This is a genomic window from Aliinostoc maniaoense, from assembly GCF_058172895.1.
On the sequence record NZ_CP187952.1, the window covers coordinates 4,629,796 to 4,644,788 of the forward strand.

The 14,993-nt window shown below is 44.6% G+C and carries 7 protein-coding genes, 2 tRNA genes and 3 rRNA genes; 8 read left to right on the forward strand and 4 right to left on the reverse strand.

Translation table 11 applies throughout. From position 1 onward, the window contains the following. Window positions 1–162 precede the first annotated feature (162 nt). Window positions 163–3,054 (reverse strand): HEAT repeat domain-containing protein, encoded by a 2,892-nt coding sequence (locus ACPZ3T_RS20045; RefSeq protein WP_490271213.1) that lies wholly within the window; start codon window positions 3,052–3,054, stop codon window positions 163–165. 226 nt (window positions 3,055–3,280) lie between these two features. Here ACPZ3T_RS20045 and ACPZ3T_RS20050 point away from each other — a divergent pair, with 226 nt between their 5' ends. The 8 genes from ACPZ3T_RS20050 (at window position 3,281) to rrf (ending at window position 11,861) form a co-directional block, all read left to right on the forward strand. Beyond that, on the forward strand, window positions 3,281–3,661 hold the full coding sequence (locus tag ACPZ3T_RS20050) for an alr0857 family protein (RefSeq protein WP_490271214.1): 381 nt from the start codon (window positions 3,281–3,283) through the stop codon (window positions 3,659–3,661). Between the two features lie 164 nt (window positions 3,662–3,825). After that, window positions 3,826–5,256, forward strand: a complete 1,431-nt coding sequence (locus tag ACPZ3T_RS20055) for a hypothetical protein (protein WP_490271215.1) — start codon at window positions 3,826–3,828, stop codon at window positions 5,254–5,256. A 2-nt stretch (window positions 5,257–5,258) separates the two neighbouring features. Continuing rightward, the gene (locus ACPZ3T_RS20060; RefSeq protein ID WP_490271216.1) at window positions 5,259–6,446 is read left to right on the forward strand and encodes an ARPP-2 domain-containing protein; all 1,188 of its coding nucleotides are present in this window, start codon (window positions 5,259–5,261) and stop codon (window positions 6,444–6,446) included. 316 nt (window positions 6,447–6,762) lie between these two features. Then, window positions 6,763–8,250 (forward strand): 16S ribosomal RNA (locus tag ACPZ3T_RS20065). Between the two features lie 146 nt (window positions 8,251–8,396). Next, window positions 8,397–8,470: transfer RNA gene (locus ACPZ3T_RS20070), tRNA-Ile, on the forward strand. A gap of 86 nt (window positions 8,471–8,556) precedes the next feature. Next, window positions 8,557–8,629 (forward strand) — tRNA-Ala (locus tag ACPZ3T_RS20075). 160 nt (window positions 8,630–8,789) lie between these two features. Beyond that, window positions 8,790–11,614: ribosomal RNA gene (locus ACPZ3T_RS20080) — 23S ribosomal RNA — on the forward strand. A 129-nt stretch (window positions 11,615–11,743) separates the two neighbouring features. Continuing rightward, a 5S ribosomal RNA gene (gene rrf / locus ACPZ3T_RS20085) occupies window positions 11,744–11,861 on the forward strand. The 16S, 23S and 5S rRNA genes sit together here with 2 tRNA genes alongside, the layout of an rRNA operon. Window positions 11,862–11,960: 99 nt before the next feature. On the opposite strand, the gene ACPZ3T_RS20090 is transcribed toward rrf, so the two are convergent. From ACPZ3T_RS20090 to thiC, 3 genes are all read right to left on the reverse strand, one after another. Continuing rightward, entirely contained in the window at window positions 11,961–13,334 is a 1,374-nt protein-coding gene (locus tag ACPZ3T_RS20090) for an AtzE family amidohydrolase (protein ID WP_490271217.1), read from the reverse strand. After that, complete coding sequence (locus tag ACPZ3T_RS20095; protein ID WP_490271218.1) at window positions 13,331–13,519, reverse strand: DUF4089 domain-containing protein; 189 nt, start codon at window positions 13,517–13,519, stop codon at window positions 13,331–13,333. The genes ACPZ3T_RS20090 and ACPZ3T_RS20095 overlap by 4 nt, the downstream gene beginning before the upstream one ends. Before the next feature lie 100 nt (window positions 13,520–13,619). Then, window positions 13,620–14,993 carry a phosphomethylpyrimidine synthase gene (gene thiC / locus ACPZ3T_RS20100; RefSeq protein ID WP_490271219.1) on the reverse strand — a complete coding sequence of 458 codons (1,374 nt, stop codon included), beginning with the start codon at window positions 14,991–14,993 and terminating at the stop codon, window positions 13,620–13,622.

Genomic DNA, 14,993 nt, shown 5'->3' on the forward strand with positions numbered 1-14,993 from the left:
GTAGCCACATCAGGGTAAGATTGGTTAATAATGTTGAAGGACTTGATTCCACTGGTATCCAATGTGAGAGCGATCGCTATCAGATCCTTCAGAAAGAACCAACACAATTGCTAGCACGTCACGAGGCTGATCAAATCTCTGCGTTACTTGCCATAAAATTTCTTAATTATCATGCCAAGCTGCACAAAACTCTTGATAACTCATATTTTCTGCACAGTGCCAAATTAATTTATAAGCATCACAGTACAAGTGTAAATTTTCTGGTGGTGAAGTATCAGTAAAATATTCCTTTAAATCAGCAATCACTTTTGGGAATTGTTCACAAATAATAGTTTCCTTAATGTTATCTGCTGCTCGTTTCTGTAAAGATTTACTTTTAGTTGATTTGAGTAGAGTTAATAAAGTTGTCAATGCTATGTCATTACCTGGAGCGAGTTGTGCTAATTTATAAGCTCTGCGTCTTTGAGTATTTTCATCATCACAGGAGATAATCCCTCTGATTAATGCTGTAATTTTGGCAGCAGGTGGGGAAGATATCGGTTGATATTTTGGTAGAGGCTGAGTGTGATTTTTATTTATAATTTCGCCGCGACGCAAAACAATTAAATTTTCTACAGCTTGTTGTCGTTGTGATTTATCTGTAGCTGAGGCGGCTATTGTTTCTAATGTGGAAATTGCTATAGTATTATTAGCATCCAATTTGCCCAAAGCATAAGCAGCTTTGCGGCGTGTTGCTTCATTTTTAGTGGATGTGATTATTTGTAATAAAGCAGCGATCGCAATAGCATTACCAGGATCTACTCTACCCAAACTATAGGCAGCTTGCCAACGGATAGATTCATGACGGACTGCTTTAACTAAGTTTTCCAGAGTAGCGATCGCAATTTTATTTCCAGGGTCAAAAGTTTTACCCAAACTATAGGCAGCATTCCAACTATCAAACTCATTGTCGCATGATTGAATAAATTTTTCTAGAGATGCGATCGCTTTGACTCGATCAGTTTTCAGTAATGCTACCCTAGCACCTTCCACAATAGGCGGCGGGTATCTCCACCACTTTTGTTTTTGGGAATGAAAATAGCCAAAACGCCACTTAATTAATTGCTGAATTATCTCATCAGCATTGTGAAAATCGCTAAATTCTGCTATCCCTTGTGCTGCCAAAAAGTAGGCTTGATAACTATAAAATCCACCACAATTATCATCAAAATTAGTTAAAGCTGCGATAAATGCTGTTTTCTCTGCTTCTGGTATGTCATTTCTCCCCAGCCATAGTAGAATTACTTCCCGCCACTGGGATGCAAAAATACAATTATTGATACTATTGTCTAACTGCCAACCTATAAAAAAACGCCAATCTTTGATATGTTGAGCCGCAAAATATTCCTGAAAACTTGGGTGATAAAAAGCATAAACTTTTTCAGTAATGGCTTCTGATATACCTACTTGATTAAGCCAGCCTAATTGCAATGCTAATTGAAATAAACCATCATCAGGATTACCCAATACTTGCAATATAAAGCTATGTTTGATTCTAAATTTAGTTTTTTCTTGACTAATAGCTAATAATGCCAATTTACCCAAAGCTTGATTTAACTCTTGTCTCTGGGAGAAAGTTGTCGGAAAACGGTCTTGTTTCCATTCATAAATCGCCTCAACAAATTGTTCATATAACATGAATTTTGTATTAGGCAATCTTCCTTGTCCTAATCCCCAAATGCGGCACAATAAAGCTAACCGTAAGGGATTTTTGACTGCATCTTTAATGCGTCGCCGTTCGGGCTGTTCTAACTCAAATCGTAGTTTTTCCCCTATACTTGAATCAGGACTAAACCAACGCTGAATAAATTGTTTGACTCGGTCTGGTGTCTGACTATCACCGTAAGTAAAATGCAAATTGCAATAGGTATCAAAATTCTCTAAAACATTTTTACCTGCATCCCAAACGTTACGGCGACAAGTTAAAATTACTGTGGCATCTGCTACCCAACCTTTGAGATAGTTACTGATTTTTGTTAAAGCCAGAGTAGATGCGATCGCCATTTCATCAACTGCATCTAGTAATAACCACACCCTTCCTTGATTAAACTGTTGACAAAATTCCTCCTCTACCTCTGGAGAAACACGTAACTTACGAGTAGCCGCAGGTAGCCAATCTTGAACTAAATACTGTTCTAAATTCTTACCTTGCAAATCTGCTAAAGAAACCCAGATAGGTAAATCAGTAGTATTATCTAATATCCAAGTAGCAATTTTCTGAAGTAACGTAGTTTTACCTGCGCCTGGTTCGCCGATGATGGCAATTCGTTTACTTTGTTTTGCTTGTATTATCTGTTGTAAAAATTCATCATGGTCAAAAGTTTGAGTTACTTCGGTATCTTCTGGCTCATATAAACGAGAGCCATTCTGAGGAGTAACATCGCCACGATAACGCGATCGCTGTTTTTGTTCTACCAATCCCAAAGAAACGTAAACTTGATTTAATGCAAAACTTAATCCATCAGCGATTGTTAAAGGATTAGTTGTCAGGCGTTGAATATTGTTGAGTTCTAAATCAGCACGACAAATTTGTTGCCAATCTATAAGTAAAGTAGCAGTCTGTTCTACAGTTGCTTGTGGTTTTGCCACTACTGGATGTGACTTTTCAGAACGGCGACGTTCCCATTCTTGATCAAATTGTTGCAAATTAGCTGCTATGTCTTGGCGTTTGTACCACAAATTAAGAGTAAAGTGCCAAGTTTCTGAACCACTGCGAGAGGGACGATTATCCTCTAAAATTTCCAAAAAATCAGCAAACCGCTTGAGAGATTCCTTAATTTGTTCTGCATTTAAGGAAATATCGCCAGAAATCAAAGTTGTTAGTGCTTGGAGAAATCTAACTTTTGTTCTGACAACCAGCCGATATTCATTTAGCCAACGAGTTTGAATCTGCGGACGTAAAGCATCTAAAGCCGACTCATTACAGTCCATTGCATCATTAGCATAAGCCAACAGCAACCCTAATAAGTGCCGCGATCGCTTTTTTGCTTCTGTACCGTAACTCGCTCTTGCCATCGCTGTTGTCGCCAAAATCAACAAAGTTCGGGGATTCCCCCAAGTTTTGCAACTTCCTCTAGCTTGAATATATTGAATTTACAAGCGTTTGCGGCGATAGTTCCCCTAATTCGCTTCGGGGAAGTTCCTCCGCATATCCTGATTTTATAGACAAAGCAACTCCAGCATACAAATAAAAACCTCAACCTATAAATCACCAACCGCAAAAATATTACTAATACCAATTATGTTAAAACTAACTTACACAGAAAACAGCTTTCACTTAGAACATCTCAACGAATCTTTGCCAGATTGGGTAAGTAAAAGAGTGATTTTAGCCTTGTATTCTGCTACAAAACTTCATATTGAACCCACTACAGCTACATTTCTAATCGCCAACGAATCATCTCTTATTGCCGACTTAAAACAACTATCTCAAGAAAATATCTTAGAAATCTGCCCTTGTGATGCCTCCTGTGCTGAAATTATTCTTAAAGGCACTTGGCTAACATCAGACTTAGAAAGCGCGACAGGAATTTTTGTGACAAACTTAAGTCAATTAGCAGAAATACTTCTCCAACGCCTCTTTAAAACCCAGCAACAATTAACTGCACCCCTATTTAATTAAAAACTCTCTGCGCCCCTCTGCGCCGACTTAGCGTCACTCTGCGTTCAAAAAACTTACATAAAGCTTGCTGTTCGCGGGACTATGGTACAACTTCCGAACCCAGTCTGTAAAACTGTCCTAGTCAGTTGTGCCGCCTTTCCCCGAACAGCACCCCCTTCAGAATTATGACTATTAACCGTTCCGACCAAGTTGCACAAGAAGATTTGGTCATGTTTATTAATGCTTGCCTTGCTTGCACAGGACAACGTGAATTTTATGATGATGCTTACGGTCAAAGAGTATCAATTAATTTTTTACATGACTATATTCTCGGTAATTACCGCTTACTATACACCCGTTCTTTAGCAGCAGGTATCAATCATTTCAATCAAGCTCAAATCATCCTAAAACTATTAGCAACAGGGAAAAACACACATCCCGAACATCGAGAAGAGGAAGGCGCGCTGATTGCCCATACACTCAACACCCTACCACCCCAGAGAGCCTGGGGAGTTTTGCAACAACTACGCCAAAGAAAAATTAACAATCGTCGTAGTAGAGCGATCGCAAGAGATTATTTAAGTATGCGGCGTGATATTAGTTTTGATGCGGTGAAATATCGTGCTAAAGTACGAGCGATCGCCACCCATGCCCACCTGAAATTACAAGGTGAATTAGGTAATTTCTTATTCCGTAACTGGCAACAAAAAGTTTATAACACCGAGTTATTTGAAAACTTTCGCCAAGCACACTACAGTGCCGAAGCCGTTTATAAATTACCGTTTACAGTCGCCGAAGGTTTAGCCACTAAACATAAAATTCCCCGTGATGTTTTTTTATCCCGTATTCAAGAGCAAATGACTTTGGGTGAAAAGTTGCGTTTCCAAGGTGTAGCAGAACGGAGTGAGAAAGTAGATATAGATGTAGATTTGGGTCGTCTTCCCTTAACCAAGCTGGCGTTATATATTCTTTCCTTACCTTGGGAAACACGAAAACAGCAACAAGCAATTTTAACCCAAGCTTTAGAGCGATCGGCACAATTCACGTTAAAAAAAGCACCTTTAAAATTAGGAAAAGTTGCAGCAGTCTTAGATTGCAGTTATTCCAGTTCCGGCTCTAGTGAAAAACGTCGCCGTCCCTTGGGTGTAGCCTTAGCTGCACACTACCTACTCAAAGCAGCCTCACAAGAATATCGCGCTTTTTGGACAGTACCCACACCAGAACCATTACTAGTCCGTCCCTATGGACAAACTGATTTAGCTACACCCTTACTAAACGCCTTAGCATCCGGTGCAGACTTAGTAGTGATTATCTCTGACGGTTGTGAAAATGACCCACCCAACGGTGCGGCACAAGTGCTGCGAATTTATCGCACCAAATTAGATATCCAAAAACTAACTTCCATAATTCACTGCAACCCCGTATTTAATGCTGAAGACTTTTCATTACAAAATCTTAGCCCCAACATCCCCACTGTCGGACTCAGAGATGCAGAAGATTTACCCACAATGCTAGGGTTTGCCCGATTTGCTGATGGTTCTGCACCTTTATCAGAACTAGAAGATTATTTAGCCGCCAGAGTGCAACAGATGTTGAACAATTCCATCAGAGGTTAAAAATGGCACAAAAGAAAAGATTATTAGCAGATATATCTCTGAAAGGATTAGACATTGCCCCTTCACAAGTAAGAGGTGCAGTCCGCATTGTGCCACTCATCCGGCAGAACATCCGTGATGATTTACGCTTAACCCGTCGTTCCTATCAAGAAGATATAACAGTTGTTAATTTAGAAGGAAAATTTACAGAACCAGGCATCAAATATTTTTCCTATGTTCCCCACGGCTTGGTGATGTCGTGGACTGATGATGGTAGTCCCGTCGCCAGCTTTGGTGGACAGATACTCAAACCCGACGGACAAAGTCAAGAATATGGTTGTGCAAGCGTCCGCTTAATGCACCGCATGGCCAAAAGAGAATCGTCTAATCAACTGAGATTTTTACCTTTACACCTAGCAATGGAAGGTTTTTTATCACTATTTTTCTCTGGTACGACAATTGCTTGGCGTGAGTATTCTAAATATGCCCTCTCTCATGGTTTGGGTTCGCGCTACGAAACTGCCGTGAATGGACGTTACATAGCTGGTTTGGAAGATGCTTTACGTGTGTTTGAAATTCACGAAAAACAAGTGGGGGTGTTAGTTTTTGTAGCTGAATCATTAGCATCCGCTTTTGTAGTCCCCACTCCAGAAGACTATCGTGCCTTGCATACCAGCCTTTTAGAAGACTTTTATGGTGAGTTGATTTACCAGTACAGCTTACTGTATGACACAACTTGGCGGATGGAAACCACCGTAGATGATGCCAACATTAATAGTCTGGCAGATTTGAGGGGAGCGATCGCCAAAATACGACAAGACTGGGCATCGTTCCAAGGCTTTATGGCAGAGGGATTATTACAACGCCAACTAAATTCTCAGATAGTTTATACTGCCGGTTCTTTTCTACTGCAAAGGTTCATCACTGACTTACAACCCAAACACGAAAACTATATTGGTGAAGCAATCATCAGGGAATCAGGAGAATTAGAATATCTCAAAACTTATCGCCTATCAGAAGCACAAATTCGCCGAGCTTACCTACTGAGCAAATTAGCCGAACACAACTGGAATATGGAAGCAACCGCCAAAGCACTCTCACAAACTACCCAGGACTTTATTGCTCGAATAGAAGCAGCTGGTTTCGGATACCTACTCAATCAAGCAGTGCGTGAAGCTGCACTCAAAAAAACTAAAAAATCCCGGAGATAACCAGCTTAGGTCGGTAGATTATGAGGAAATAGAAGAAAGACTGAAGGCTAAAATCCTTATCTCGTAAGGATATTGAGGAGGAAGAAAAAAGAGACAAAAAAAGTTAGAGGAAAGAGTTGACAATCCCAAGAGGGTTAGCTATATTGAATAAGTGCCTGAAAGGAGAGCGCGACGAAGCGCAGTCCGAGGCAACCGAACCTTGAAAAAATTATAGTTTGAAAGCCAGAAAAAAACAACTAGCCTGCGTCAAGAAAAATACACACCAGGCTGAGGTGTAAAAAGAGCAGCCAAAGAAAGAGCTAAAAGCAAACTTAACAAAACGGAGAGTTTGATCCTGGCTCAGGATGAACGCTGGCGGTATGCTTAACACATGCAAGTCGAACGGAATCTTAGGATTTAGTGGCGGACGGGTGAGTAACGCGTGAGAATCTAGCTTTAGGTCGGGGACAACCACTGGAAACGGTGGCTAATACCGGATGTGCCGGAAGGTGAAAGGCTTGCTGCCTAGAGATGAGCTCGCGTCTGATTAGCTAGTTGGTGTGGTAAGAGCGCACCAAGGCGACGATCAGTAGCTGGTCTGAGAGGATGATCAGCCACACTGGGACTGAGACACGGCCCAGACTCCTACGGGAGGCAGCAGTGGGGAATTTTCCGCAATGGGCGAAAGCCTGACGGAGCAATACCGCGTGAGGGAGGAAGGCTCTTGGGTTGTAAACCTCTTTTCTCAAGGAATAAGTTCTGAAGGTACTTGAGGAATAAGCATCGGCTAACTCCGTGCCAGCAGCCGCGGTAATACGGAGGATGCAAGCGTTATCCGGAATGATTGGGCGTAAAGGGTCCGCAGGTGGCACTGAAAGTCTGCTGTTAAAGAGTGAGGCTCAACCTCATAAGAGCAGTGGAAACTACAGAGCTAGAGTGCGTTCGGGGTAGCAGGAATTCCTGGTGTAGCGGTGAAATGCGTAGAGATCAGGAAGAACACCGGTGGCGAAAGCGTGCTACTAGGCCGTAACTGACACTGAGGGACGAAAGCTAGGGGAGCGAATGGGATTAGATACCCCAGTAGTCCTAGCCGTAAACGATGGATACTAGGCGTGGCTTGTATCGACCCGAGCCGTGCCGGAGCTAACGCGTTAAGTATCCCGCCTGGGGAGTACGCACGCAAGTGTGAAACTCAAAGGAATTGACGGGGGCCCGCACAAGCGGTGGAGTATGTGGTTTAATTCGATGCAACGCGAAGAACCTTACCAAGACTTGACATGTTGCGAATTTCCCTGAAAGGGGAAAGTGCCTTAGGGAGCGCAAACACAGGTGGTGCATGGCTGTCGTCAGCTCGTGTCGTGAGATGTTGGGTTAAGTCCCGCAACGAGCGCAACCCTCGTTTTTAGTTGCCAGCATTAAGTTGGGCACTCTAGAGAGACTGCCGGTGACAAACCGGAGGAAGGTGGGGATGACGTCAAGTCAGCATGCCCCTTACGTCTTGGGCTACACACGTACTACAATGCTACGAACAAAGGGCAGCGACACAGCGATGTGAAGCAAATCCATGAAATCGTAGCTCAGTTCAGATCGAAGGCTGCAACTCGCCTTCGTGAAGGAGGAATCGCTAGTAATTGCAGGTCAGCATACTGCAGTGAATTCGTTCCCGGGCCTTGTACACACCGCCCGTCACACCATGGAAGCTGGTCACGCCCGAAGTCATTACCTCAACTTTTCGGAGAGGGGGATGCCTAAGGTAGGACTGGTGACTGGGGTGAAGTCGTAACAAGGTAGCCGTACCGGAAGGTGTGGCTGGATCACCTCCTTTTTAGGGAGACCTACCCAAATCAGAAATCGAAAGCCAAAAGCCAAAAGCCAAAAGCCAGAAGCGAAGAGCAAATAGAGACTGAGATGGTCTACTCTAGGTCGGTCGCAGAGGTTGTAAGGCTTTCAAACTAATAATGAGGTTCGTATGGGCTATTAGCTCAGGTGGTTAGAGCGCACCCCTGATAAGGGTGAGGTCCCTGGTTCGAGTCCAGGATGGCCCACCTGAAGAATTTTAGATTGCCGATTTTAGATTTTAGATTGTATTGTTCAATCGAAAATCGCAAATCCAAAATCGAAAATTCGGTTGGGGGGTTTAGCTCAGTTGGTAGAGCGCCTGCTTTGCAAGCAGGATGTCAGCGGTTCGAGTCCGCTAACCTCCACATGAAAAGAAAGAGGAAAAGTCAGCAACTAACGGAAGTTAGACTGCTGGGTAAATCCAGCCAGAACCTTGAAAACTGCATAGAAACGCGATTATAGCAGGCAGACACAAGAATCTTCAAGAAAAATTCGAGTGTTTGCGGATAGAAACCAATGTAAAGTGGTCAAGCTAATAAGAGCGAACGGTGGATACCTAGGCACACAGAGGCGAAGAAGGACGTGGTTACCGACGAAAAGCTCCGGGGAGTTGGAAGCAAACATAGAGCCGGAGATATCCGAATGGGGAAACCCTAAATACTACCTGTTGAATATATAGACAGGAAAGAGCCAACCCAGCGAACTGAAACATCTTAGTAGCTGGAGGAAAAGAAATCAAAAGAGATTCCCTAAGTAGTGGTGAGCGAAAGGGGAAGAGCCTAAACCAAAGGATATATCTTTTGGGGTAGAGGGACAACGATATCGAATCTAGAGGTTAGACGAAGCAGCTAAATACTGCACCAGAGGAGGTGAAAGTCCTGTAGTCGAAAACTTAAGGATAGTAGTTGAATCCCGAGTAGCATGGGGCACGAGGAATCCCATGTGAATCAGCGAGGACCATCTCGTAAGGCTAAATACTACTGTGTGACCGATAGAGAACAAGTACCGCGAGGGAAAGGTGAAAAGAACCCCGGAAGGGGAGTGAAATAGAACATGAAACCGTGAGCTTACAAGCAGTGGGAGTCCGATTAAACGGATGACCGCGTGCCTGTTGAAGAATGAGCCGGCGAGTTATAGGTACTGGTAGGTTAAAGCGGTGTAGCTGGAGCCAAAGGGAAACCGAGTCTGAAGAGGGCGATAATCAGTATTTATAGACCCGAACCCTGGTGATCTAACCATGTCCAGGATGAAGCTTGGGTAAAACCAAGTGGAGGTCCGAACCGACCGATGTTGAAAAATCGGCGGATGAGGTGTGGTTAGGGGTGAAATGCCAATCGAACCAGGAGCTAGCTGGTTCTCCCCGAAATGTGTTGAGGCGCAGCGGTAATGAATATATCTAGGGGGTAAAGCACTGTTTCGGTGCGGGCTGGGAGACCGGTACCAAATCGAGACAAACTCAGAATACCTAGAGAACACATTGCCAGTGAGACAGTGGGGGATAAGCTTCATTGTCAAGAGGGAAACAGCCCAGACCACCAGCTAAGGTCCCCAAATCATCACTAAGTGAGAAAGGAGGTGAGACTGCAAAGACAACTAGGAGGTTTGCCTAGAAGCAGCCACCCTTGAAAGAGTGCGTAATAGCTCACTAGTCAAGCGGTCTTGCGCCGAAAATGAACGGGGCTAAGTGATGTACCGAAGCTGTGGGATTAACTAAACATTAATCGGTAGGGGAGCGTTCCGTAGTAGGAAGAAGCAGTAGCGGCGAGCAGCTGTGGACGAAACGGAAGTGAGAATGTCGGCTTGAGTAGCGCAAACATTGGTGAGAATCCAATGCCCCGAAACCCTAAGGGTTCCAGAGCCAGGTTCGTCCACTCTGGGTTAGTCGGGACCTAAGGCGAGGTCGAAAGGCGTAGTCGATGGACACAGGGTCAACAATCCCTGACTAATGTACTGGAGCATTGCTAGGGACGCATGAAAGATAGCCACACCCTGATTGGTTTGGGAGGAGTTTACGAACTCCGAGTGGGGAAGGATAGTGCCAAGAAAAGCTAGGAATGTGATGAAAGTAGATTACCCGTACCCGAAACCGACACAGGTAGGGAGGTTGAGAATACCAAGGGGCGCGAGATAACTCTCTCTAAGGAACTCGGCAAAATGGCCCCGTAACTTCGGAAGAAGGGGTGCCAGCGAGAGCTGGTCGCAGTGAAGAGATCCAGGCGACTGTTTACCAAAAACACAGGTCTCCGCGAACTCGAAAGAGGAAGTATGGGGGCTGACGCCTGCCCAGTGCCGGAAGGTTAAGGAAGTTGGTCAGTGGTAACATGAAGCTGACGACCGAAGCCCCGGTGAACGGCGGCCGTAACTATAACGGTCCTAAGGTAGCGAAATTCCTTGTCGGGTAAGTTCCGACCCGCACGAAAGGCGTAACGATCTGGATGGTGTCTCAGAGAGAGACTCGGCGAAATAGGAATGTCTGTGAAGATACGGACTGCCTGCACCTGGACAGAAAGACCCTATGAAGCTTTACTGTAGCCTGGAATTGTGTCCGGGCTTCGCTTGCGCAGGATAGGTGGGAGACGAAGAGATATTCCTTGTGGGGGATATGGAGTCAACGGTGAGATACCACTCTGGCGAAGCTAGGATTCTAACTTGCTACCGTTATCCGGTAGAAGGACAGTTTCAGGTGGGCAGTTTGACTGGGGCGGTCGCCTCCTAAAAGGTAACGGAGGCGCGCAAAGGTTCTCTCAGCACGCTTGGAAACCGTGCGGCGAGTGTAAAGGCATAAAGAGAGCTTGACTGCAAGACCGACAAGTCGAGCAGGTACGAAAGTAGGCCTTAGTGATCCGACGGCGCAGAATGGAATGGCCGTCGCTCAACGGATAAAAGTTACTCTAGGGATAACAGGCTGATCTCCCCCAAGAGTCCACATCGACGGGGAGGTTTGGCACCTCGATGTCGGCTCATCGCAACCTGGGGCGGAAGTACGTCCCAAGGGTTGGGCTGTTCGCCCATTAAAGCGGTACGTGAGCTGGGTTCAGAACGTCGTGAGACAGTTCGGTCCATATCCGGTGCAGGCGTAAGAACATTGAGAGGATTCCTCCTTAGTACGAGAGGACCGGGAGGAACGAACCGCTGGTGTACCAGTTATTGTACCAACAGTAGACGCTGGGTAGCCAAGTTCGGAGCGGATAACCGCTGAAAGCATCTAAGTGGGAAGCCCACCTCAAGATGAGTGTTCTCACTACGCAAAGTAGGTAAGGTCACGGGCAGAACACCCGTTCATAGGCTCTAAGTGGAAGTGCAGTAATGTATGTAGCTGAGGAGTCCTAACAGACCGAGGGCTTGACCTCATAATCATTGGCAATTCGCGTTTCTTGCAGTCTTCAGGGTTGTGTAAGCGACTGGGAACTGGCTACTGGGGACTAGCTAAGACAGTTTCTTCCCAGTCCCCAATCCCCAGTCCCCAATCCCCAGTTTTTCCTGGTGCTTATGGCGCGGTGGAACCACACTGATCCCTTCCCGAACTCAGAGGTGAAACGCTGCTGCGGCTACGATAGTTGGAGGGTTGCCTCCTGCCACAATCGCTCAGTGCCAGGTTTTTATTTTGGATAAAAAAATCATCCTTTACTGACTGTGAAGGGTGATTTTTTTATTGTTTAGGATTTTTTATAGTTTTGACATTTATTTTTGGCATTTTCAGGCTATTCTTACTGAGGCTACATCTTGAGCTTCTAACATAGAGGCTACTTGTAAAATTAATACTTCATTATAGGGTGCTGCTATCAATTGCACAGCAAGTGGTAAAGAATCCTGATGCTGAATTGGTACTGATAATACAGGTAAGCCAATAAAGGATAATGGTTGTGTAAATAGTCCTAAGTGGGGACGCACAAGTATTTCCTTTCCATCTAGAATCATTGTTTGTTGACCGATTAGCGGTGCTGTAATTGGTGTTGCTGGAGCTATGATTACATCAACTTGTTGAAAAATTTCTCGCAGACGATCGCTATACCATCTCCGAAAGCGTTGTGCTTGTAAGTACCAGCTACTCGGTATTAATGCACCTGCTAGGAAACGATCGCGTGTTGCAGGGTCAAAGTCTTGAGGACGCGATCGCAGTTTATCTAAGTGTAAATTTGCACCTTCACAGGCGGTAATTACAAATGCGGCTGCTCTGGCGCGGTGTGTTTCTGGTAATGTAATGTATTGCTTGACATTGAGGGCATCTGCTACTTTCCGTACTGTTGCTAATGCTTCTGGGCTTGCACCTTGAGTAAAATAATCATCGGCTATAGCAATTCTCAAGGTTGATATATCTTGATTTAGCTGGGGCAAAGTTAGCTCTGTTGATCGCTTGGTACAAATAGGATCACGGACATCTTCTCCTTGTAGTACATCAAATATGATGGCTATATCTCTTACCGAACGAGCGAAGGGGCCAATATGATCAAGACTACTAGAGAATAAAGCTACCCCTGCACGAGATAAGCGTCCGTAAGTTGGCTTGAAACCAAAGACACCACATAATGCAGCTGGAACACGAATTGAACCGTTAGTATCAGAACCTAATGTAAAAGGAACTAATCCAGCAGCAACCGCCGCCGCCGAACCGCCAGATGAGCCACCAGCTACACGCTGTAAATCGTGGGGGTTGCGGGTAACACCGTAATGATGATTTTCTGTGACAAATCCGTAGGCGTACTCATCCATATTTAATGCACCTACCAAAACAGCACCCGCTTGTTTAAGTTTGGCTACTGCTGTAGCGTCTTGGGTAGCTGGAGGATTTTCGGCATTGATTTTTGCACCTGCTAAAGTTGTTAAACCAGCGATATCAAATAGGTTTTTGACGGCAAAGGGTACACCAGCCAATACACCAGGATTATTACCTTTAGCTATTTCATTATCGATGTGTGCTGCATCTGCCAAAGCTGTCTCAGCAGTTAGAGTTGTGAAACAATTGAGGAAGCGATCGCGTGCTGATATCTTAGCTAATGCAGCTTTGGTAACTTCCACTGCGCTAACTTTACCTTCATGTATGGCAGTGGCAATTGATACAGCATCATTCATGGTTCAAATACTGGTGCGGCTTCAATTTCTTCTGGTAGGGGGAAGGAATTAACTAGTTGAGCGATCGCTTTTATTCTCTCAAAATTTGCTATTACTTCATCTCGATATTCATCTTTTATCCGCAAATCTAACAGCAACGCCATTTGCTCAACATAATTACTGACATTAATATCTTGATTCTCCATTTCTATGCAATGCTCAATTTACAACTTTTGGAAGTTCCTTTAAAGTCGATTTTCTGGATTTCTGCAATTGATTCAGGTGGGTATTCCCCACCCTCAATTACTAACTTTGTGTTACAGTCTCTTTCGCCAAGAATTTTTCTAATTCAGTTAAGGCATCAGCATCAACTTTAGTTTGCATGGGGCAGAATTTGGGGCCACACATAGAACAGAACTCAGCAGTTTTGTAAATATCTGCTGGTAAAGTTTCATCGTGGTATTCCTTAGCTCTTTCTGGGTCGAGTGCTAATTCAAACTGACGATTCCAGTCAAAATTATAACGGGCTTGGGAGAGTTGATCGTCCCTATCTCTTGCCCCTGGGCGATGTCTAGCAATGTCAGCAGCGTGAGCGGCTATTTTATAAGCAATTAATCCATTGCGGACATCTTCAGCGTTAGGTAAACCCAAATGTTCTTTTGGTGTAACGTAGCACAGCATAGCCGTACCGTACCAACCAGCCATAGCCGCACCAATGGCAGACGTGATGTGGTCATAACCTGGTGCAATGTCTGTCACCAATGGGCCAAGCACATAGAAGGGAGCTTCAGAACACTCTTCCATCTGTTTTTTGACGTTGAACTCAATTTGATCCATTGGGACGTGTCCTGGCCCTTCTACCATCACCTGGACATCATGTTCCCAGGCTTTGCGGGTAAGTTGACCGAGGGTTTTGAGTTCAGCTAACTGGGCATCATCAGAGGCATCATGGGTACACCCAGGGCGGAGAGAATCACCTAAACTAAAGGAGACATCATATTTTTTGAAAATTTCAATAATGTCGCGGAAATGGGTGTAGAGAGGGTTTTGCTTGTGATGATGCAACATCCACCGCGCCAAAATACCGCCACCACGGGAAACAATACCAGTAATGCGGCTTCTCACCAAGGGTAAATGTTCGATCAAAATTCCGGCGTGGATGGTTTGATAGTCCACCCCTTGTTGGGCGTGTTTTTCGATGATGTGGAGAAAATCTTCTGGAGTTAAATTTTCAATTCTGCCGTGGACGCTTTCTAAAGCTTGGTAAACTGGCACTGTCCCAATAGGAACGGGTGAAGCGTTGATAATAGCGGTACGAATTTCATCTAAGTTACCGCCACCTGTGGACAAGTCCATGACAGTATCAGCACCATACTTCACCGCTAGATTTAATTTATCTACTTCTTCTTGAAGATTGGAAGAATTAGGTGAAGCACCGATGTTAGCATTTACCTTACATTTAGAAGCGATGCCAATGCACATTGGCTCTAAGTTGGTGTGATTAATATTGGCAGGGATAATCATTCGCCCCCGCGCCACTTCATCCCGAATCAGATCAGCTGGTAGATTTTCTCGTTGGGCGACGTAGTGCATTTCTTCGGTGATGACACCCTGACGTGCGTAGTGCATTTGAGTTACATTGCTTTGCCCACGTCGTTTAGCAACCCATTCTTTCCGCAT

Bases quoted from the DNA above. Each gene is read 5' to 3' on its own strand.
- ACPZ3T_RS20045 (WP_490271213.1), bottom strand. From the start codon at position 3,054: ATGGCAAGAGCGAGTTACGGTACAGAAGCAAAAAAGCGATCGCGGCAC.
- ACPZ3T_RS20050 (WP_490271214.1), top strand. From the start codon at position 3,281: ATGTTAAAACTAACTTACACAGAAAACAGCTTTCACTTAGAACATCTC.
- ACPZ3T_RS20055 (WP_490271215.1), top strand. From the start codon at position 3,826: ATGACTATTAACCGTTCCGACCAAGTTGCACAAGAAGATTTGGTCATG.
- ACPZ3T_RS20060 (WP_490271216.1), top strand. From the start codon at position 5,259: ATGGCACAAAAGAAAAGATTATTAGCAGATATATCTCTGAAAGGATTA.
- ACPZ3T_RS20090 (WP_490271217.1), bottom strand. From the start codon at position 13,334: ATGAATGATGCTGTATCAATTGCCACTGCCATACATGAAGGTAAAGTT.
- ACPZ3T_RS20095 (WP_490271218.1), bottom strand. From the start codon at position 13,519: ATGGAGAATCAAGATATTAATGTCAGTAATTATGTTGAGCAAATGGCG.
- thiC (WP_490271219.1), bottom strand. From the start codon at position 14,993: ATGCGGAAAGAATGGGTTGCTAAACGACGTGGGCAAAGCAATGTAACT.